This is a genomic window from Brevundimonas sp. 357 (assembly GCF_003938605.1).
Lineage (GTDB): Bacteria > Pseudomonadota > Alphaproteobacteria > Caulobacterales > Caulobacteraceae > Brevundimonas.
Genome location: NZ_RHWX01000007.1, coordinates 1 through 17,567, shown reverse-complemented (window position 1 = coordinate 17,567; position 17,567 = coordinate 1). Strand labels below are relative to the sequence as shown.

Genomic DNA, 17,567 nt, shown 5'->3' with positions numbered 1-17,567 from the left:
CCCTATCGCAAGATCATCGTTCAAGCCAAGTTTTTGGCGACGATTGTTCATTGCGGTGTCGGATTGGCAGTGTCGTTATGAATAATATTCGGATCGTCGTCGGTTCAGCAGAAGAGCCGCCAAAGAAAACGCCCGGCGGGCGAACCGGCCGGGCGTCCTAGTTTCAGCTTGAGGCTGAAGGTCAGGCTTCGGGATCGGGAGCCTGTTCCCAACCACCCGCCAGGGCCTTGAACAGGCCGATCTGGTAGGTGGTGACCTGGGCTTCCGAGGCGGCCAAGGCGGCGTCGGCGCCGGCCAGGGTCCGCTCGGAATCGAGCACCGTCAGGAAGCTGTCGGCGCCCGCGTCGAAACGCAGACGCGACAGGCGGGCCGCGGTGGCCGCCTGATCCCGCGCGGTGCGCAGGGCCGTGCGGCGGTCCAGTTCGTTGGCGTAGGCGCTGAGCGCCGTCTCGGTTTCCTGCAGCGCCGTCAGCACGGTCTGGTCGAAGGTCGCCAGGGCTGCGTCCGACTGGGCGTCCGCCTGCTTGATCCGGGCCCGGGCCGCCCAGACGTTGGGGAAGGACCAGGAGATCAGCGGGCCGACGCTGAAGCGGAAGTTGGCGTCCTCGCCCAGATCCGAGGCGTCGAGCGCCGTCGAACCCACCGACCCGCCCAGGCGGATGCTGGGATAGAGGTTGGCGGTGGCGACGTTGACGCGGGCGGCGGCCGCCGACAGGCGGGCCTCCGCCTGACGCACGTCGGGACGGCGAGCCAGCAGGGCCGCGCCGTCGCCGACCGGGATCGGCTGCGACAGTTGCGGCGGCGACTGGCAGGCGCGAGCCGCCTCGCTGGCCTCGGCCGGAGTGCGGCCGGTCAGGGTGGCCAGGCGGAACAGGGCGCCGTCGCGTGACGCCCGCAGGGGCGGCAGGCTGGCGCGGGTCTGCTCCAGGGCGGCGCGGGCGCGAGCCACGTCCAGGCCGTTGCCGGCGCCCCCGTCCAGCAGGCGCTGGGTCAGGTCGACGGTCTTGGCCTGCAGGTCGATGGTCCGCTCGGCCACGGCGATCTGGGCGTTGGCCGAGCAGGTGTCGGCGTAGGCCCGGGCCGTTTCGGCCGCGACGGTCACCCGCACGACCTCCAGGGCGGCGGCGGCGGCGGCCACGTCGCCCCGCGCGGCGCGGATGGAGGACTCCACCCGGCCGAACAGGTCGATCTCATAGGAGACGTCCAGGCCGACGTCATAGGTGTCGACTTCCGGCAGCTTGGCGCCGCCGGCGGTCGGCACGGTGTCGGTCGAGGCCCGGCTGCGGTTATAGGCGGCCGAGGTGGTGGTGGTCGGGAACCGGCCCGAGCGGGCTTCGGACAGCGAGGCCCGGACAGCGCGCAGATTGGCTGCGGCCGCCTCCAGCTCGTTGTTCTCAGTCAGGGCCTGCTGGATCAGGCCGTCCAGCGTCGGATCCTGATACAGCCGCCACCAGTCGTCGCGGGCCGCCTCGGTCGAAACCGAGGCGGATTGCGAGCCGACGAAGGCGCCCTGGCCTTCGGCCGGGAGGGTGGGGAGCGGCGCCTTGGGGCCCACCGCGCAGGCGGCGAGCAGGGCGGCCGACCCCGCGGCGGTCAGCAGAGTACGGAGTTTGCCGTTCATTTTACGCATCTCCCTGGCGCGGAGCGGCGGGAGCCGGTTCCGGGCCGTCGGGGTCAAAGGGGTCGTGCGGGGTGGAGCCGAAGCTGGTCGGGAGCTCGCGCTCCTTGCCCGGCGCCTTGGGCAGCTTGCCCGCCATCCAGCGACAGATGACATAGAAGACCGGGGTGAAGATCAGACCGAAGAAGGTCACCCCCAGCATCCCATAGACCACCGCGATGCCCAGGGCGTTCTGCATCTCCGAGCCGGGGCCCGTGGCGATGGCCAGGGGCAGCACGCCGAAGATGAAGGCGAACGAGGTCATCAGGATCGGGCGCAGACGCTGGCGCGCGGCTTGGATGGCGGCGTCCCAACGGTTCAGGCCCTCTTCGTCCTCAGCCTGCTTGGCGAATTCCACGATCAGGATGGCGTTCTTGGCCGCCAGCGCGATCAGGACCACCAGGCCGACCTGGGTCAGGATGTTGTTGTCCAGACCATGCAGGTTCACCCCGAGAATGGCCGCCAGGATACACATCGGCACGATCATGATGACCGCCAGCGGCAGGGTGAAGGCCTCATACTGAGCGGCCAGCACCAGGAAGACGAACACCACCGCCATGATGAAGATGATGGTCGCGCCGCCCGCCGCCTGCTTCTCCTGCAGGGCGATTTCGGTCCACTCGTAGCTGAAGCCATCCGGCAGCGTCTTGGCCGCCAGCTCTTCCATCGTGGCGATGGCGTCGCCGGTGGACACGCCCGGCGCCGCTTCACCCTGCAGTTCCGAAGCCGGGAACAGGTTGTAGCGGACCACGCGCGCCGGGCCGGAATCGTCGGCCAGGGTCGCCACAGAACCGATCGGCACCATCCCGCCCGAGGCCGAACGGACCTTCAGGTTGGCGATGTCGGCCAGCTCGTCGCGATAGGCGGGCTCGGCCTGGGCGGTCACGCGGAAGGTGCGGCCCAGGAAGTTGAAGTCGTTGACGTAGGTCGAGCCGAGGTAGGTGCCCAGGGTGCTGAACACGGTCGAGGGCTGGACCCCCATCAGCAGGGCCTTGTCGCGGTCGACATTGGCGGCGATGCGCGGCGAGCCGGTGTTGTAGAGGCTGAACACCTGCTGCACCTGCTCCGGCGCCTGAGCGGCCGCGCCCATCATGGCGAAGGTCGCGCCTTCCAGAGCCTGGAAGCCGGCGCCGGAACGGTCCTGGATCATCATCTTGAAGCCCGAGCCGGTGCCCATGCCCTGAACGGGCGGGGGCGACAGCATGAAGATGCTGGCTTCCTCGATGACGCCGGTCGCCCCGCTGAGCGCGCCGGCCAGGGCCGAGGCTTCCAGTTCGGGCGTGGTCCGCTCTTCATAGTCCTTCAGCTTGATGAACATGGTCGCGGCGTTGGACGACAGCGAGAAGCTGGAGCCGTCCAGGCCGGCGAAGGCGGTGACTTCCTGAACGCCGTCGGCCTTCTGGACGATCTCGACAGCCTTGGTCATGGCGGCCTTGGTGCGTTCCAGCGAGGCGCCCGGTGGAAGCTGGACGACGCCGATCAGCACGCCCTGGTCCTGGGCCGGAATGAAGCCGGTGGGCGTGTCGGCCATGCGCCAGCCCGTCAGCGCCAGCAGGGCGGCGTAGATGACGAGCATGATGGTGACCATGCGGATCAGGCGGGCGGTCAGACGGCCGTAACGGTCCGACACCCAGTCGAAGCCTTCGTTGAACTTGGCTCCGGCCCAGCCGAGGTAATACATCACCGTGCCGATCAGGCCCGGCTTGCGGTGCTGGTCGTGATCCTTGTGCGGCTTGAGCAGCAGGGCCGAAAGGGCCGGGGACAGGGTCAGCGACACCAGCAGCGAAATCAGCGTCGCCGAGGCGATGGTGACGGCGAACTGGCGGAAGAAGATGCCGGGGATGCCGGGCACGAAGGCGGTCGGCACGAACACCGAGGTCAGCACCAGGGAGATGGCGATCAGGGCGCCCGACACTTCCTGCATCGACCGATAGGCCGCTTCCTTGGGGGTCAGGCCCTCGCGGATGTAACGCTCGACGTTCTCGACCACGATGATGGCGTCGTCGACGACGATGCCGACGGCCAGAACCAGGGCGAACAGCGACAGGGAGTTGATCGAATAGCCCAGGGCCAGCTGCACCGCGAAGGTGCCGACGAGGGCGACCGGGATGGCCAGGATCGGGATGATGGCCGCGCGCCAGGTCTGCAGGAAGACCAGGATGACGATCATCACCAGGAAGACGGCTTCGATCAGCACGTCCTCCACGGCCGAAACCGAGGCGGCGACGTATTCCGTCGGGTTATAGGGGATGGCGTATTTCACGCCCGGCGGGAAGTCGGCCTTGATGGCGTCCAGTTCGGCGATGACCGCATTGGCCGTCGACAGGGCGTTTGAACCGGGTTGCTGGATGACGGCGACGCCGACGCCGCGCTGGCCGTTGAAGTAGCCCTCGACGCCGTAGATTTCCGAGCCGAGTTGGATGCGGGCGATGTCGCTGACGCGGGTCACGCGCCCTTGAGCGTCGGTCTTGAGTACGACCTTGCCGAACTCTTCCGGGGCCGACAGACGACCCTCGACCTGAACCGGCAGCTCGAAGGCGGCGGCGTTGGTCGGGAAGGGGGGCTGGCCGATCGAGCCGCCGGCGGCCTGGACGTTCTGGGCCTGCAGGGCGGCGACGATCTCGGGCGCGGTCAGGTCGCGCGCGGCCGCCTTGGCCGGGTCGATCCAGATGCGCATGGAGTAGTTGCCGCCGCCGAAGACCTGGACGCCGCCGACGCCGTTGATCCGCAGCAGGCGGTCGCGGATCGTCGACTGAGCCATGTTGCCCAGGTAGTCGCTGTCGATGCCGGGATCGTCGGACGTCAGCGAGGCCAGCATCAGGAAGCCCGAGGACTCCTTGTTGACGACCACGCCGACCTGACGGACCTGCGCCGGAAGGCGCGGCTCGGCCAGGGCGACCCGGTTCTGCACCAGCACCTGGGCGGTATCGAGATCGGTGCCCGGCTGGAAGGTCACGGTCACGGAGACCCGGCCGTCCGAGGTGGACGACGAGGTCATGTAGAGCATGTTCTCGACGCCGTTGATCTCCTGCTCCAGCGGCGCGGCGACCGTTTCGGAGAGGGTTTCAGCCGAGGCGCCGGCGTAGGAGGCGGTCACGCTGATCGTCGGCGGCGCGATGTCGGGATACTGCGCCAGCGGCAGCATCGGCATGGCGAAGGCGCCGATCAGGGTGATTAAGACCGAGATCACGATCGCGAAGATCGGTCGGTCGATGAAGAAGCGGGATATGTTCATGAATCAGGTTCCGGCTCGTGAGCCCCCTCCTCAGCCGGCGCTGGCGACGAAGGTGGCGGACGAAGCGACCGGCGCCGTGGTCACGGGCGCGTCGGTCTTGGTTTGCTCGGCCTTGATGGTTCCGTTCTGGGCGGTGACTTTCTGGCCCGGACGGGCGCGCTGAAGGCCGTTGATGATGACCCGGTCGTCCGGCGTCAGGCCCGTGCGCACGACGCGCAGACCGTTGGCCAAGGGGCCCAGCTGGACCGGCTTGGCGCCGACCGTGCCGTCCTTGGCGACGACATAGACCACCTTGCGCGGGCCATCGGTGACGACGGCGGAATCCGGCACCAGCATGGCCGCATAGCCGCCCGAGCCCGCCAGTTGGGCGTGACCGAACATGCCGGGCTTCAGGAAGCCGTCGGCGTTCTGCACCACGGCGCGCAGGCGGATGGTGCCCGAGGAAGCGTCGATGGCGTTGTCGGTGAAGTCCAGCGTACCGGTGCGGTCATAGCTGGTCTCGTCCTGCAGGCGGATGCGGATCGGGGCCGAACCGTTGCGGGCGTCGCGCTGATACTTCAGCGCCAGGGCTTCGGAGCCGTCAAAGACGAAGTAGATCGGCGAGGACGAGACGATGGTCGTCAGTACGTCGCCGGCCGACGAACCGCCGCCGATCAGGTTGCCCGGATCGACCCGGCGGTCGGACACGCGGCCCGAGATCGGGGCGGTGACGCGGGTGAACTCGACGTCCAGCTGACGGGCGCGAATGGCGGCGTTGGCGGCGGCCACGGCGGCCTCAGCGGTCTGGACGGCGCCGCGCTTGGAGTCGACCTCGGCCTGAGACACGGCCTGCGAGGCCAGCAGGCCCTCGGCGCGGGCCAGTTCCGTGCGGGCCAGCGTCAGTTGCGCCTGACCCTGGGCCAGTTGGGCGCGAGCCGAGGCCAGGGCGGCCTGGGCCGGACGCGGGTCCAGGGTGAACAGGGGTTGGCCCTGGCGCACGAAGTCGCCGTCCTTGAAGTGGACCGACTGGATGTAGCCGCCGACGCGCGCGCGCACGTCGACCGAACGGGGCGCCTCGAAGCGACCCGTGAATTCGTCCCAATCGACGACCTGTTGCGACAGGGGGGCGGCCACCGTGACGGGCGGCGCGCCCTGGGCGGGCGCTTCCTGTCCCTTGGAACAGCCATAGAGGGCGGCCGCCATCAGAGCGGACGCGGCCGCGATCTTAACCGTGCGCATCGGCGCAATCTCCTTGGGAGTAACGTGATCTGGGAGACTGTCGCTCTTTGGGGAGGATGCGTCCAGTCAACACTGGCTGACTTAAAGACGACGAAAGCCGCGCTTGTCAACGCCTGATGACAAGGCCATATAGCGCGTAAGGTTTATTGGAGTGCGACCAATTGGTCCTGTGCGACGTCCCCCGCCCGCGTAACGCCAACGCCACCCGCCAGGCCATCCTGGAGGCGGCGCGCGAGCGTTTCTGCGCGGAAAGCTATGATGATGTCGGCATGCGCGACGTGGCGCGCGACGTCGGCGTCGATGCGGCGCTGATCAGCCGCTACTTCGGTTCGAAGGAAGATCTGTTCCTGTCCGTGCTGGACAGTTGCAAGAACGGACGCGACCTGATGGAGGGCGACCGCGCCGATTTCGGTCAGCGCCTGGCCACGGAAGTCGTCTTTGGCGAGGCGGCCCGTTGTGACGCCGATCCGACCGGCGAGAAGATGCGCGGCCTGCTGATCCTGTTGCGCTCGATCGGTTCGACCAAGGCGATGGACGTGGTGCAGCGCACGGCGAACAACCGCTTCTTCGATCCCCTGATCCAGTGGATCGGCGGCGAGGACGCGGCCGTGCGGGCGCGCCTGGCGTCTGGCCTGATCATGGGCATGGCCATCGGCCGTGAACTGTCGGACGGCTTCTCCGCCCTGACGGACGAGCAGCGGGACCGCCTGCGCGACCGCATGGCCAAGGCGCTTCAGGGTCTGATCGACGGCTGAATTGAAAAGAGGCGGACCGCAGCCCGCCTCTCGTCTCCTATTATAGATGTCGTCTAGGCCCAGTGCATCGGCACATGACGCGCCGCCGCCCAGTGGATGGCGCGGATGGCGTCGACGATGGCGCGGGTGGCCGACACCGTGCCCAGCGGCCCGCCCAGGTCGGCGGTGACCGCGCCCGAGGCCAGGACGGCCGCGACCGCCGCCTCGATGGAGTCGGCCTCGTCCTCCAGATCGAAACTGTGACGCAGCATCATGGCCGCCGACAGCACCATGCCGACCGGATTGGCCAGGTCTTGCCCTGCGATGTCGGGCGCCGAGCCGTGGATCGGCTCGAACAGGCCGGGACCGTCCGCGCCCAGGGAGGCCGAGGGCAGCAGGCCGATGGAGCCGCCCAGCACCGAAATCTCGTCCGACAGGATGTCGCCGAACATGTTCTCGGTCAGGATGACGTCATAGTCGCGCGGCTTCCTGATCAGGTGCATGGCCATGGAGTCGACCAGGGCGTGCTCCAGGGTGATCTGCGGATATTCCTCGGCGTGGATGTGGGTCACGACCTCGCGCCACAGGCGGCTGGTCTCCATGACATTGGCCTTGTCGACCGACGTCACCTTGCCGCGGCGTTGCTGGGCGGCCTGGAAGGCGGCGCGGGCGACACGCTCGATCTCATCGACCGTATAGACGCACAGGTCCGAGGCGCGGGTTTCGGTGCGGGTCTTCTCGCCGAAATAGACGCCGCTGGTCAGCTCGCGGAAGACGATCAGGTCGACGCCCTCGACGATCTCCTTCTTCAGCGGCGACAGGTGGGCCAGGACCGGCGAGACCTGCAGCGGGCGCAGGTTGGCGTACAGGCCCATGGCCTTGCGGATGGACAGCAGGCCTTGCTCGGGACGAACCGGCGCGCCGTCCCATTTGGGCCCGCCGACCGCGCCCAGCAGCACGGCGTCGGCGGCCAGACAGGCGGCCTTCGTTTCTTCCGGCAGGGCTTCGCCCGTTGCGTCGATGGCGGCGCCGCCGATCAGGTGTTCGGTGAAGTCGAACCGATGGCCGTAGATGTCGCCGATGCAGGTCAGCACCCGCTGGGCCGCCAGGGCGACTTCGGGACCGACGCCGTCGCCGGGCAGGACGACGATGTTGAAGGTGCGCGGGGCGGGAGCGGTCATCGTGCGGTCTCCGTTTGGGGGGCGTCGTTTCTCAGGCGTTCGAAGGTGGCGACGTAGGGCAGTTTCGACTGAAGCCAGCCGAGGGCGTCGACTCCGTCCAGCAGGCACTGGCGGGCGAAGGACTCGACCTTGAACGGCACGGCCCGGGCGTTGCCGCGCCGGATCTCATTGGCGTCCAGATCAATCGTCACCGGCTGTTCCGGATGGGCGGCCAGATCGTCCCAGACCGCCTGATCGACGACGATGGGCAGGAAGCCGTTCTTCAGGGCGTTGGAGGTGAAGATGTCGGCGATCTCGGTCGAGATCACCGCCCGGAAGCCGTAGTCCAACAGGGCCCACGGCGCGTGCTCGCGCGACGAGCCGCAGGCGAAGTTCGGCCCCGCCAGCAGGATGCGCTGTTCGGTCGGGTCGATGCGGTTCAGCACCGCCTCGGGCTTGGGCGAGCCGTCGGCCTCGTAGCGCCAGTCATGGAAGGCGTGGGCGCCCAGACCCTCGCGCGTCGTGGTGGTGAGGAAGCGCGCCGGGATGATCTGGTCGGTGTCGATGTTGGCCTGACTCAGCGTCAGGGTCTTCGACGTTAGAGATTTGAAAGCCTCAGGCATGGATGGCCTCCAGATAGGCGCGCGGGTCAGTCAGGACGCCTGCCACGGCGCTGGCGGCGGCGGTGGCGGGACTGGCCAGGATGGTGCGGGCGCCCTTGCCCTGACGGCCCTCGAAATTGCGGTTGGAGGTCGAGACGGCCAGTTGGCCCGGCGCGACGAAGTCCCCGTTCATGGCGATGCACATGGAACAGCCGGGGATGCGCCATTCGGCGCCCGCCTCGGTGAAGACCCGGTCCAGACCTTCGGCCTCGGCGTCGCGGCGGACGGCCTCCGAGCCGGGGACGACCAGCATCCGCACGCCCGGCTGGACCTTGCGGCCGCGCAGGACATCGGCGGCGGCGCGCAGGTCGGGCAGGCGGCCGTTGGTGCAGCTGCCGATGAAGACCACGTCGACCTTGTGGCCGGTCGTGGCCTCGCCGGCGGTGAAGCCCATGTAGGCGATGGCCTTGCGGTCCGAATCCGAGCGCGGCTGCGGCACGGGCGCGCCGACGGGGGCGCCGGCGTCTGGCGTCGTGCCCCAGGTGGCCATGGGGCGGATGGCGGCGCCGTCCAGCACGACCTCCTTGTCGAAGACCGCGCCGGGGTCGCTGGCCAGGCTCAGCCAGTCGGCGGCGGCGGCTTCATAGTCGGCGGGGACATGGCGACGGCCGCGCAGCCAGTCGATGGTGACGCGGTCAGGGGCGATCATGCCAGCGCGCGCGCCCGCTTCGATGGACATGTTGCACAGGGTCATGCGCCCTTCCATGTCCAGCGCGCGCACGACCTCGCCTGCATATTCGATGACGTAGCCGGTGCCGCCGCCGAAGCCGATGGCGGCGATGACGGCCAGGGCCACGTCCTTGCCGGACACGCCGGGGCGCAGGCGCCCCTCGACGGTCACCCGCATGGCCTTGGCCCGGCGCTGCAGCAGGCACTGGGTCGCCAGCACATGACCGACTTCCGAGGTGCCGATGCCGAAGGCCAGCGCCCCGAAGGCGCCGTGGGTGGCCGTGTGGCTGTCGCCGCAGACGACGGTCATGCCCGGCTGGGTCAGGCCCAGCTCCGGTCCCATGACGTGCACCACGCCGCGCTGGTCCGAGCCCCAGCCCGCCAGTTCGACGCCGTGACGGGCGCAGTTGGCCTCCAGCGTCTCGACCTGACGCCGCGCCTGTTCGGTGACATAGGGGCGCTGACCATCCGGCCCGGCGGGCAGGGTGGGGGTTGAGTGGTCCAGGGTGGCGAAGGTGCGGTCGGGGCGACGGACCTTCAGCCCGCGCGCCTCGATTTCGGAGAAGGCCTGGGGCGAGGTGACTTCGTGGACCAGATGCAGGTCCACATACATGACGCCCGGCGTCTCGGCGGTTTCCGGCACGACGACGTGCCGGTCCCAGACCTTCTGATACAGGGTCTTAGGCTGGCTCATGCGCGCGCTCCTTGGCCGGGGCGGCGGCTGCCTCGCCGATGGGCTCCAGCCAGCCGAAGCGGTCGGGCGTCGTGCCGTCGAACAGGCCGCGGAAGGCCTTGTTGACCGCCTTGGTCACCGGGCCGGGGCCGCCTGCGCGGGTCATGATGCCGTCGATGGAGCGGACGGGGGTGATCTCGGCCGCCGTGCCGGTCATGAAGACCTCGTCGGCGACATAGAGGGCTTCGCGCGGCAGCACCTGTTCGCGCGCCTCATAGCCCAGGCCGCGCGCCAGCTTCATCACGCTGTCGCGGGTGATGCCCTGCAGGATGGAGGCGGCGGCGGGCGGGGTCATCAGCACCCCGTCCTTGACGATGAACAGGTTCTCGCCCGCGCCCTCGGACAGCAGGCCGTCGGCGCCCAGGGCGATGCCTTCGCCGAAGCCGCGCACGCGGGCCTCGCGCCCGATCAGATAGGAGGACAGATAGTTGCCGCCCGCCTTGGCGCCCGCCGGGACGGTGTTCGGCGCCACGCGGTTCCAGCTGGAGATGCAGGCGTCGACCCCCTTCTCCAGCGCCTCTTCGCCCAGATAGGCGCCCCAGGCGAAGGCCGAGATCATCACATCGCTGCGGATCGCCTCGGCCGAAGGGCTGACGCCCATGCCGCACTCGCCCAGGAAGGCCAGCGGCCGCAGATAGGCCGAGCGCAGGCCTTCGGCGCGCACCACGTCCTTGCAGGCCTGAACCAGCTCGTCCTCATTATAAGGCATGGGGAAGTGGTAGATGCGCGCGCTGTCGAACAGGCGGCGGATATGGTCGGTCAGGCGGAAGCCGCACGGGCCGTTGGGGGTGTTATAGACGCGGATGCCCTCGAACACCGAGGTGCCGTAGTGCAGGGCGTGGCTCATGACGTGAACCGTGGCCTTTTCCCACGCGATCAGCTCGCCGTTGATCCAGATGTTTTTAGCCAGCGGTTGCATAGGTCGTATCCTGTGGTGCGGAGGCCGTGACGGCCGCGATGATGGCGGTCAGTTCCGCGTCATTGATTTCGCCGATCTGGTCGGCGCGTTGCTTGAAGCCGGCGAAGACGTCGGCCAGGCGCTGGCCTTCCAGCACATGGCCCAGGGCCTCGGCCCGCTTGCCGACCGCGTGGCGGCCGGAATGCTTGCCCAGCACGAAGTAGCTGCTCTCGAAACCGACGTCCTCGGGACGCATGATCTCGTAGGTGCGGGCGTCGGCCATCATGCCGTGCTGGTGGATCCCGGCCTCGTGGGCGAAGGCGTTCAGGCCGACGATGGCCTTGTTGCGGGCGATGACGCTCTCGGTCACGTCGCGCAGGGTCTGGGAGGCGCGCACCAGATGGCGGCTCTCGGCGGCGACGGTCGCCCCATAGCGGTCCGCGCGGGTGCGCAGGGCCATGATGACTTCTTCGATCGAGGCGTTGCCTGCCCGTTCGCCGATGCCGTTGATCGCGCCCTCGATCTGGCGCGCCCCGCCCTCGACGGCGGCCAAGGAGTTGGCGACGGCCAGTCCCAGGTCGTTGTGGCAGTGCGAGGAGAAGATCACGTCCGCGTGGCGCGGGCGGATGACCCCGTCCAGATAGGCGAACCGCTGGCGCGCTTCTTCCGGCGTGGCGTAGCCGACGGTGTCGGGCACGTTCAGCGTCTGGGCGCCCGCGTCGGCGGCGGCCGTCAGCGCCTCGGCCAGGAACTCCGGCTCGGTGCGGAAGGCGTCCTCGGCCGAGAACTCCACGTCGTCGAACAGGGAGGCGGCGTATTCCACCGTGCGCGAGATCGTGGCCAGCACCTCGTTGGTGCTCATGCGCAGCTTGGCCGAGCGGTGGATCGGGCTGGTGGCCAGGAAGACGTGGCAGCGACGGTGCGATTTCGGCGCCGGAGCCAGGGCGCGGAAGGAGGCGTCGATGTCCTTTTCGTTGGCGCGCGACAGGGAGGCGAAGACCGGGCCCTCGATCTCGCCCGCCACACGACGGATGCACTCCTCGTCGCCCGGCGAGGCGGCGGCGAAGCCGGCCTCGATCACGTCCACGCCCAGGTCGCGCAGGACATGGGCCATCTTCAGCTTGGCCTCGGCTGACATGGAGAAGCCCGGCGCCTGCTCGCCGTCGCGCAGGGTGGTGTCGAAGATGATGACGCGGTTGGGATCGGACGCCGCGATTTGGGCGGTTCTGGATACGCGTTCTACTCGGGACATTACGCGGCCTCGGACTGGAAGGTTTGGGCCTGGATGCGCGCGACGCCGATCAGGCGGTCGATCTGGCGGCCCAGGGTGTCGATGGAGCGGGCGGCGTCACGCCCGCGAACGGTCAGGGCGATGCGGCGCATCGCGCCCTCATCGGCCATGTTGATGCCGTCGATGTGGAAGCCGCGGCGCTCCACCAGGCCGATGAGACGCTGAAGCGAGCCGTCGGCCCGGTCGATCTGGATGTGAATGGTGTCGCTCATGCTCATGCGCCTTCCATCATTTCAGCGTTGCTCTTGCCCGGCGGCACCAGCGGCCAGACGTTTTCCTTGGGGTCGATGACGACGTGGGCCAGACAGGCGCCCTTGGCGGCCAGCAGGCGGGCCAGACCGGCTTCGACCTGATCGCGGCGGTCGATGCGGAAGGCCTCGACGCCGAAGGCTTCAGCCACCTTCACGAAGTCCGGATTGTCGGACAGGTCGATCTCGGAATAGTTCTCTTCGAAGAACAGCTCCTGCCACTGGCGCACCAGGCCCAGGGAAGAGTTGTCCAGCAGGACGATCTTCAGCGGCACGCCGTAGCGGCGCAGGGTGGCCAGCTCCTGGACGTTCATCATGAAGCCGCCGTCGCCGGCGATGGTGACGACGACTGCCTCGGGGTCGGCCATCTGGGCGCCCAGACCGGCGGGCAGGCCGAAGCCCATGGCGCCCAGACCGCCCGAGGTGATGTGGGCTTCAGGCCGGGCGAAGCGGCAGTGCTGGGCGGCCCACATCTGATGCTGGCCGACGTCGCAGGCGGCGACGAAGCGGTCGCCCGCCATTTCGGACAGCTGCTTCAGCAGGGCGGGCGCGTAGACGCCTTCTCCCGGCGCGTCATAGCGGGCGGCGTGACGCGCCGCCGCCGAGGCGCAGCGGATGACCCACGGGTCGATCGCCAGAGGGGCGGCGGCCATGAGCGCGGTCAGGGCCTCGATGGCCGGGCGGATCTCGCCGCCGACGGCGACGTGGGTCTCGCGCAGCTTGCCGATCTCGGAGGCGTCGACGTCGAAGTGGACGACGCGGGCGTGGGGGGCGAACTCGGCCAGCTTGCCGGTGGCGCGGTCGTCGAAGCGGGCGCCCATGACGATCAGCAGGTCGGACGCCTGAACCGCCTCATTGGCCGCGCGCGTTCCATGCATCCCCAGCATCCCCAGGAAGCCGGGGGCGTCGGTCGGCACCGTGCCCAGGGCGTTCAGGGTGGCGACGGCGGGCATGCCGGTGGTCTCGGCGAAGGCGCGCAGGGCCTCGGTCGCGCGGCCGATCTTCACCCCGCCGCCGATGTAGATCAGCGGGCGCTGGGCGGCGCGGATGAAGCGCTCGGCCTCGGCGATGGCGTCGGGATCGGCGTCGGTCGTCTCATTGGGAATGTTGAAGCCGAAGGGGGCGACCGTTTCGGCGAACTGCACGTCCTTGGGCAGGTCGACCAGCACCGGACCGGGACGACCCGAGGCGGCGATGTGGAAGGCCTGTTCGATGACGGCCGGGATCTCGGCGGCGTCACGGACCAGGATGGAGTGTTTCACGATCGGCAGGGTGACGCCCAGGATGTCGATCTCCTGAAAGGCGTCGGTGCCCATGACCCCTTGCGGGACATTGCCGGTGATGCAGACCATCGGCGCCGAATCCATCATGGCGTTGGCGATGCCGGTGATCAGATTGGTGGCGCCGGGGCCCGAGGTGGCCATGCAGACCCCGACCCGGCCGCTCAGGCGCGCATAGGCGTCGGCGGCGAAGGCGGCGGCCTGTTCGTGGCGGACCAGGATGTGCTTCAGCGACGAGCCGGTCAGGGCGTCGTAGATCGGCATGATGGCGCCGCCGGGATAGCCGAACACGACCTCTACGCCCATCCGCTCCAGGCTGGAGACAAGCAGGCGCGCGCCGGTCATGACGGCCGGGGCGGGGGGTGTTTTCAGGGCGGGCGCGGCGGCGCTCATCGGATGAGTCTCTCTTTATATATAGAGGTTCAGGCGGCGGCCTGTTTGGCCGTCTGCAGCCAGGCCATGCGGTCGCGCAGACGGGCGCCGACCTGTTCGATCTGGCTGGCGCGGTCCTCGGTCAGCAGGGCCTCGTATTTCGGCTTGCCCGCCTCGTTCTCGGCGATCCATTCGCGCGCGAACTGGCCGCTCTGGATCTCGTCCAGCACGGTCTTCATGCGGGCGCGGGTCTCGTCGGTGATGACGCGCGGGCCCGAGGCGACGGCGCCCCATTTGGCCGTTTCCGAGATGAAGTGGTGCATCTTGGAGATGCCGCCTTCGTAGAACAGGTCCACGATCAGCTTCAGCTCGTGCAGGCATTCGAAATAGGCGATCTCGGGCTGGTAGCCGGCCTCGACCAGGGTGTTGAAGCCCTGGATGACCAGCTCCTTGGCGCCGCCGCACAGGACGGCCTGTTCGCCGAACAGGTCGGTCTCCGTCTCTTCGCGGAACGAGGTCTCCAGCAGGCCGCCAGTCGCCCCGCCGATGCCCTTGGCGTAGCCCATGGCGCGATCGCGCGCCTGACCGGTCGCGTCCTTCTCGATGGCGAACAGGGAGGGGACGCCGCGACCGCGCGCGAACTCGCGACGGACCAGATCGCCCGGCCCCTTGGGCGCGACCAGGATGACGTCCATGTTGTCGCGCGGCGTGATGCGGTCGTAGATGATCGAGAAGCCGTGCGCGAACAGCAGGGCCGAGCCGGGCTTGGCGTTGGGCTCGATGACGTCGCGATAGATCTCGTTCTGGATCATGTCGGGCGTCAGGATGGCGATGATGTCGGCCCCGCGAACGGCCTCGGCGGGCTCGGCGGCGGCCAGGCCGTCCTCGGTCGCGTGCTTCCAGCCCGTGCCGCCGTGACGAACGCCGACGATCACGTCGTGGCCCGAATCCTTCAGGTTCTGGGCGTGGGCGCGACCCTGCGAGCCATAGCCGATGACGGCGATGCGTTGCCCGGCGATGGCGCCCGGCTTGATGTCTTCATTGGTGTAGATGGTGATGGCCATGGGAGGACGTCCTTAAGAAGCAGCGGTTTCGGTGGAGCGGGCGGCCAGATCGGCAGGGATCTGGGCCGGCGGCGGATTGGGAATGGTCACGGCCCCTTGCGAGGCGGAGGCGACGGCGGCGCGGTATTTCGCGAAAACGCCTTGCGCCGGGCGGATACGGTTGGGGGCGAAGTCCGCCCGGCGCGCCTCCAGATCGACGAGCACATCGATCCTTCGGTTGGTGACGTCGATGACGATCGGATCGCCATCGCGAATGAGAGCGATGGGGCCGCCCGCCGCCGCCTCGGGCGAGACGTGGCCAGCGACGAAGCCATAGGAGGCGCCCGAGAAGCGGCCGTCGGTCAGCAGGGCGACGTTCTCCACCTTGCGGCCCTTCAGGGCGGCGGTGACCTGCAGCATCTCGCGCATGCCGGGCCCGCCCTTGGGGCCTTCGTAGCGGATGATGATGACGTCGCCTTCGCCGACCGAGCCGTCCTGCACTGCGTGGAAGGCGTCTTCCTCGCAGTCGAACACGGCGGCGGGGCCTTCGAAGCGATCGACCTTGTGCCCGGTCAGCTTGATGACGGCGCCTTCCGGCGCGACATCGCCATAGATGACGGCGTAGGAGCCGCGCGCCATGACCGGCGCCTCGAAGCGGGTCACGACCTGCTGGCCGGGCTGCTCCTCGGCGTCGCCCGCTTCGGCGAACAGGCTGCGGCCCGAGACGGTCGGGACGTTGGCGATCTTGCCCGCCTCGGCCAGACGTTGGGCGACCAGGCGCGTGCCGCCCGCCGCATACAGGTGCGAGGCCAGGAAACGGCCGCCCGGCTTCAGATCGCAGATGACCGGCGCCTCGACGCAGGCCTGGTGGCAGTCCTCGACGCCGAAGTCGACGCCCGCTTCGGCCGCAATGGCGGTCAGGTGCATGACGGCGTTGGTCGATCCGCCCGAGGCCGAGACGGCGATGGCCGCGTTCTTCAGGCTGGCCTTGGTGATGTATTTGCGGGCGGTGTCTCCGGCGAAGACGCGCTCGACGATCAGGCGGCCGCAGCGTTCGCCTTCCGCGCCCTTGCCGGGATCGACGGCGGGCACGTCATTGGCGCCCATGGGGCTGATGCCCATCATCGACAGGGCCATGGCCATGGTGTTGGCGGTGAACTGGCCGCCGCAGGCCCCGGCGCCGGGGCAGACCGCGCTCTCGACCGCCTTCAGGCCCGCATCGTCCAGCGAACCGGCGGCGTGGGCGCCGATGGCCTCGAACACTTCCTGAACCGAGACTTCCTTCGTGCCGATAACGCCGGGCAGGATGGTGCCGCCGTAATAGACCAGGCCGGGGATATCCATGCGGGCCAGGGCCATGGCTGCTGCAGGGATCGTCTTGTCGCAGCCGACGATGCAGACGACGCCGTCCAGCTGGTGCCCCTCGATGGCCAGTTCGATGGAATCGGCGACGACCTCGCGACTGATCAGCGAGGCCTTCATCCCCGCCGTGCCCATGGAGATGCCGTCGGTGACGACGATGGTGTTGAAATCGACCGGATAGCCTCCTGCGGCGACGATCCCGGCCCGCACGTCTTTGGCCAGACGGCCCAGGTGCATGTTGCACGGCGTGACGGTCGACCAGGTGTTGACGATGCCGATCATCGGCTTGTCGAAATCGGCGTCCTGCATCCCCGCCGCGCGCAGATAGGAGCGCGCCGCCGCCCGGTTCGGGCCCTGGGTGACGGCCGCCGAGCGGCTATTGGGTTGTTTCGTGCTGTCAGAAGGCGTCGTCATTGTGATTTTGGAACTTCTTGCCTGTCGGTATTGGGCTGGGCACAAGAAAAACCCCGCGTCCGGAGCCGGAGCGGGGTGAATGGGCGAAACTGGCTGGGTTCAGGTCAGGTCGCAGGCATCCACACCGCTTGGCTAAGCGGAATGAGAATTACCGAGAGAAGGAGTACGCCCAGCGACAGCACGCGCAGATCGGCCACCGCTTGCGCGGGGCTCAGGATCGCAGCGATGGCGGCGCGGTGGGACAAGGAGAGACCTTTCGAACTGGCGCTCTTATGCCTCGTCGAATGTTGCGGCGCAACCGCGGATGCGCGATTTATGGAAGAAAGAACCCTGCGGCGGCGTCGATACGGGGTTTGGGCGCCAAAAACAGCCGCTCAAATGCGTGTCGGGGATGAAAATTTCACCTTGAGGCCGATTTCGCTTTAGCTCTCAAGACGCGCGCGTGCGTGAAGGGCGCCGGAAGTAAGGCGCGGACGACTCTGGTTCGTTGAGTTTCTTGAGCTTTTTGTGAAAAGCCTATTGCCAGTCGGAGGGAGCGGACGTATATCGCCGCCTCGCTCGGAGACGGGCTGGCCCGACGGGCTTCGGAGA

Annotated in this window: 14 protein-coding genes; 1 reads left to right on the top strand and 13 read right to left on the bottom strand. The window is 68.5% G+C overall.

The features are described 5' to 3' along the window. Window positions 1–181 precede the first annotated feature (181 nt). The 3 genes from EGK63_RS07620 to EGK63_RS07610 are packed head-to-tail and all read right to left on the bottom strand — an operon-like array spanning window position 182 to window position 6,110. Window positions 182–1,621 (bottom strand): efflux transporter outer membrane subunit, encoded by a 1,440-nt coding sequence (locus EGK63_RS07620; RefSeq protein ID WP_125900676.1) that lies wholly within the window; start codon window positions 1,619–1,621, stop codon window positions 182–184. A gap of 1 nt (window position 1,622) precedes the next feature. Then, window positions 1,623–4,892, bottom strand: coding sequence for an efflux RND transporter permease subunit (locus tag EGK63_RS07615; protein ID WP_125900675.1), 3,270 nt, complete (start codon window positions 4,890–4,892; stop codon window positions 1,623–1,625). Between the two features lie 30 nt (window positions 4,893–4,922). After that, entirely contained in the window at window positions 4,923–6,110 is a 1,188-nt protein-coding gene (locus EGK63_RS07610) for an efflux RND transporter periplasmic adaptor subunit (RefSeq protein ID WP_125900674.1), read from the bottom strand. Window positions 6,111–6,271: 161 nt separating this feature from the next. Here EGK63_RS07610 and EGK63_RS07605 point away from each other — a divergent pair, with 161 nt between their 5' ends. Next, window positions 6,272–6,865, top strand: a complete 594-nt coding sequence (locus EGK63_RS07605) for a TetR/AcrR family transcriptional regulator (RefSeq protein WP_125900673.1) — start codon at window positions 6,272–6,274, stop codon at window positions 6,863–6,865. Window positions 6,866–6,918: 53 nt separating this feature from the next. On the opposite strand, the gene leuB is transcribed toward EGK63_RS07605, so the two are convergent. The 10 genes from leuB to EGK63_RS16475 all read right to left on the bottom strand — a co-directional run bounded on the left by leuB (window position 6,919) and on the right by EGK63_RS16475 (window position 17,221). Next, the gene (leuB, locus tag EGK63_RS07600; protein ID WP_125900672.1) at window positions 6,919–8,025 is read right to left on the bottom strand and encodes a 3-isopropylmalate dehydrogenase; all 1,107 of its coding nucleotides are present in this window, start codon (window positions 8,023–8,025) and stop codon (window positions 6,919–6,921) included. Further along, complete coding sequence (gene leuD / locus EGK63_RS07595) at window positions 8,022–8,627, bottom strand: 3-isopropylmalate dehydratase small subunit (RefSeq protein ID WP_125900671.1); 606 nt, start codon at window positions 8,625–8,627, stop codon at window positions 8,022–8,024. The genes leuB and leuD overlap by 4 nt, the downstream gene beginning before the upstream one ends. Continuing rightward, window positions 8,620–10,029, bottom strand: coding sequence for a 3-isopropylmalate dehydratase large subunit (gene leuC, locus EGK63_RS07590; protein ID WP_125900670.1), 1,410 nt, complete (start codon window positions 10,027–10,029; stop codon window positions 8,620–8,622). Before leuC ends, leuD begins: the two co-directional genes overlap by 8 nt. Next, window positions 10,016–10,987, bottom strand: coding sequence for a branched-chain amino acid transaminase (locus EGK63_RS07585; RefSeq protein ID WP_125900669.1), 972 nt, complete (start codon window positions 10,985–10,987; stop codon window positions 10,016–10,018). Before EGK63_RS07585 ends, leuC begins: the two co-directional genes overlap by 14 nt. Next, window positions 10,971–12,218, bottom strand: a complete 1,248-nt coding sequence (locus EGK63_RS07580) for a 2-isopropylmalate synthase (RefSeq protein WP_125900668.1) — start codon at window positions 12,216–12,218, stop codon at window positions 10,971–10,973. The genes EGK63_RS07585 and EGK63_RS07580 overlap by 17 nt, the downstream gene beginning before the upstream one ends. Beyond that, window positions 12,218–12,469 (bottom strand): ACT domain-containing protein, encoded by a 252-nt coding sequence (locus EGK63_RS07575; protein ID WP_025976572.1) that lies wholly within the window; start codon window positions 12,467–12,469, stop codon window positions 12,218–12,220. The genes EGK63_RS07580 and EGK63_RS07575 overlap by 1 nt, the downstream gene beginning before the upstream one ends. 2 nt (window positions 12,470–12,471) lie before the next feature. After that, complete coding sequence (gene ilvG / locus EGK63_RS07570; protein ID WP_125900667.1) at window positions 12,472–14,178, bottom strand: acetolactate synthase 2 catalytic subunit; 1,707 nt, start codon at window positions 14,176–14,178, stop codon at window positions 12,472–12,474. Between the two features lie 29 nt (window positions 14,179–14,207). Further along, the gene (gene ilvC, locus EGK63_RS07565) at window positions 14,208–15,221 is read right to left on the bottom strand and encodes a ketol-acid reductoisomerase (RefSeq protein ID WP_125900666.1); all 1,014 of its coding nucleotides are present in this window, start codon (window positions 15,219–15,221) and stop codon (window positions 14,208–14,210) included. A 12-nt stretch (window positions 15,222–15,233) separates the two neighbouring features. After that, window positions 15,234–16,976: a dihydroxy-acid dehydratase gene (locus EGK63_RS07560; RefSeq protein WP_125900665.1), complete on the bottom strand. Its 1,743-nt coding sequence runs from the start codon at window positions 16,974–16,976 to the stop codon at window positions 15,234–15,236. Between the two features lie 104 nt (window positions 16,977–17,080). Further along, complete coding sequence (locus tag EGK63_RS16475; RefSeq protein ID WP_165906557.1) at window positions 17,081–17,221, bottom strand: hypothetical protein; 141 nt, start codon at window positions 17,219–17,221, stop codon at window positions 17,081–17,083. Between the last annotated feature and the right edge of the window lie 346 nt (window positions 17,222–17,567).

Coding starts and splice junctions, on each gene's coding strand:
- EGK63_RS07620 (WP_125900676.1), bottom strand. CDS start 1,621: ATGAACGGCAAACTCCGTACTCTGCTGACCGCCGCGGGGTCGGCCGCC.
- leuD (WP_125900671.1), bottom strand. CDS start 8,627: ATGCCTGAGGCTTTCAAATCTCTAACGTCGAAGACCCTGACGCTGAGT.
- ilvG (WP_125900667.1), bottom strand. CDS start 14,178: ATGAGCGCCGCCGCGCCCGCCCTGAAAACACCCCCCGCCCCGGCCGTC.
- EGK63_RS07610 (WP_125900674.1), bottom strand. CDS start 6,110: ATGCGCACGGTTAAGATCGCGGCCGCGTCCGCTCTGATGGCGGCCGCC.
- leuB (WP_125900672.1), bottom strand. CDS start 8,025: ATGACCGCTCCCGCCCCGCGCACCTTCAACATCGTCGTCCTGCCCGGC.
- EGK63_RS07580 (WP_125900668.1), bottom strand. CDS start 12,218: ATGTCCCGAGTAGAACGCGTATCCAGAACCGCCCAAATCGCGGCGTCC.
- EGK63_RS07575 (WP_025976572.1), bottom strand. CDS start 12,469: ATGAGCGACACCATTCACATCCAGATCGACCGGGCCGACGGCTCGCTT.
- leuC (WP_125900670.1), bottom strand. CDS start 10,029: ATGAGCCAGCCTAAGACCCTGTATCAGAAGGTCTGGGACCGGCACGTC.
- EGK63_RS07585 (WP_125900669.1), bottom strand. CDS start 10,987: ATGCAACCGCTGGCTAAAAACATCTGGATCAACGGCGAGCTGATCGCG.
- EGK63_RS07560 (WP_125900665.1), bottom strand. CDS start 16,976: ATGACGACGCCTTCTGACAGCACGAAACAACCCAATAGCCGCTCGGCG.
- ilvC (WP_125900666.1), bottom strand. CDS start 15,221: ATGGCCATCACCATCTACACCAATGAAGACATCAAGCCGGGCGCCATC.
- EGK63_RS07615 (WP_125900675.1), bottom strand. CDS start 4,892: ATGAACATATCCCGCTTCTTCATCGACCGACCGATCTTCGCGATCGTG.